3 protein-coding genes are annotated in these 1,673 nt (G+C 27.7%); all 3 read right to left on the reverse strand.

Annotated features, from left to right (window positions below; translation table 11 throughout):
* On the reverse strand, window positions 1-168 hold a 168-nt coding region (locus ACRDDY_RS19195; protein WP_438566520.1), incomplete at its 3' end, for an ECF transporter S component.
* Between the two features lie 98 nt (window positions 169-266).
* A complete protein-coding gene (locus tag ACRDDY_RS19200) occupies window positions 267-932 on the reverse strand; it encodes a LiaF transmembrane domain-containing protein (protein WP_438566518.1) in 666 nt (221 codons plus the stop codon).
* Window positions 929-1,393 (reverse strand): LytTR family DNA-binding domain-containing protein, encoded by a 465-nt coding sequence (locus ACRDDY_RS19205; protein WP_438566519.1) that lies wholly within the window; start codon window positions 1,391-1,393, stop codon window positions 929-931. The genes ACRDDY_RS19200 and ACRDDY_RS19205 overlap by 4 nt, the downstream gene beginning before the upstream one ends.
* Window positions 1,394-1,673: the final 280 nt, after the last annotated feature.

The following is a 1,673-nucleotide window of genomic DNA, read 5'->3' on the forward strand; positions in this document are numbered from 1 at the left end:
TCCCCCAAGTAGTAGTGCCGCAAGTACACAAAAAGTATTTCCAATATGAAGTGATGTTGCATCACCTCCTGGAATTGGAATTTTTATTTGTAAATAGGTAAATGACACAAAGCATAATGCTGCTAAAAGTGCCGTTTGAATAAATTTTTTAAATCTTACATTTTTCATTTTTAAATCCCCCTTAATGATATAAAATTATTATTCATATTTTATATCATTAAAATTAATTTTCCAAATGTATCCATACACTTAAAACATCTATTCTCCTAAATATATTTAATAGTTATTCCTGATAATTTTGAAATTCCTACTAATCTTAAAACTGCTTTTTTCTCACTTAACGATACTCCTTCTTCATTTATCCCACTAAAAATATTATTAATTTCACTCACAACTCTCCATTCCTTTGGAACATAAAGCTCAACTCCTGAACAAACAGAGTTAATATAAAGTATCCCTTCATCATTCTTTATATTATCTTTATCAAAATACATTTGAACAGCTCCAAAAGAACATTCCACAGCTCCTTCATTAAAGTCATCTGTTACATATGTAATTGCAGCGCCAAACTTAGCTTTCGCTTTGACATCATAATTTATATCAAGTCTTTCTTTCTGTTTAATCATTACCTTCTCCTTCTTAAACATTATAGATAAGCCTACACTAAATAAAACTGCTACTACAAAAATTGTTACTATATTTAATTTATAAATATTAAAATAATTCTGCCCTATAGCATATACTCCTGCAAGCGGTAGTATTATTCCATAAAAACTTCTTCTAATAATACCTTCTATAAATATTCCAATTAATATAACCCCTAAAACTATATCAATAGTATCTCTCATAGAAAATCCTTTTAAATCAATTAGCACTAATAAAATACCTGCTAATATAAGTATTAGTCCAAAAAAAATATTCCTCTTCTTCATAGTCCCATCCTCTTTTCCGATAATTTTAACTTTAAATCCTTATAATAACTTCTAGAAACATATATTTTCTTTTCAGTATTTTTAAACTCAACTAAACTTGTTGATGTTATATTTTTAAGTATAGAATGTATCCTATTTATATTTATAATAGCTGATTTTGAAACTCTCATAAATTCACTTGGTAAAATCTCTTCTAATTCATACAATTTATACTTAACCTTATAGACTTCATCTTTAGTATGTGCATCAATCTCCTTATTGCTATTAGTTTCAAAGAATAAAACCTTAGAAAGTGATATGTAGTATTCCTTATCATTCTTATAAAATTCAATTCCACTAGACCTTTTAGCCTTATCTAAAATCATATTTTGAATCTCTAAAATCTCATCACTAATTCCTCTACATCTAATAACAACTTCATCCTCTAAAATACCATCATCAATCTCAATTCTAATCTTCACACCCACACTCACCTCCTCTACACTACCTATTATAGCTTCTCATCAATCTATGTAAACAGCTGACACCTAAGTGGTAAAAAATCCTCTCTAACACGTTAAATATCCCTTCTCAATATAAAAGTTTTTATTTACCTTTTAATCCATTTTATGCTATCATTTACTTAAAGAAAACTTAGGAGGTTTGTTTATGAATAAAAGTATTGATTTAACATTAACCTTACTAAAGAGAAGTGGCTATGAAACTAGACTTTTTGTATGTATATCAGCTTTAGTTTCTGCC

It is taken from the genome of Clostridium sp. (assembly GCF_051656525.1).
In the GTDB taxonomy this organism is placed as follows: domain Bacteria; phylum Bacillota; class Clostridia; order Clostridiales; family Clostridiaceae; genus Clostridium.

What these genes read in the sequence shown, in the direction of transcription:
- ACRDDY_RS19200 (WP_438566518.1), bottom strand. Translation starts at nt 932, where the DNA reads ATGAAGAAGAGGAATATTTTTTTTGGACTAATACTTATATTAGCAGGT.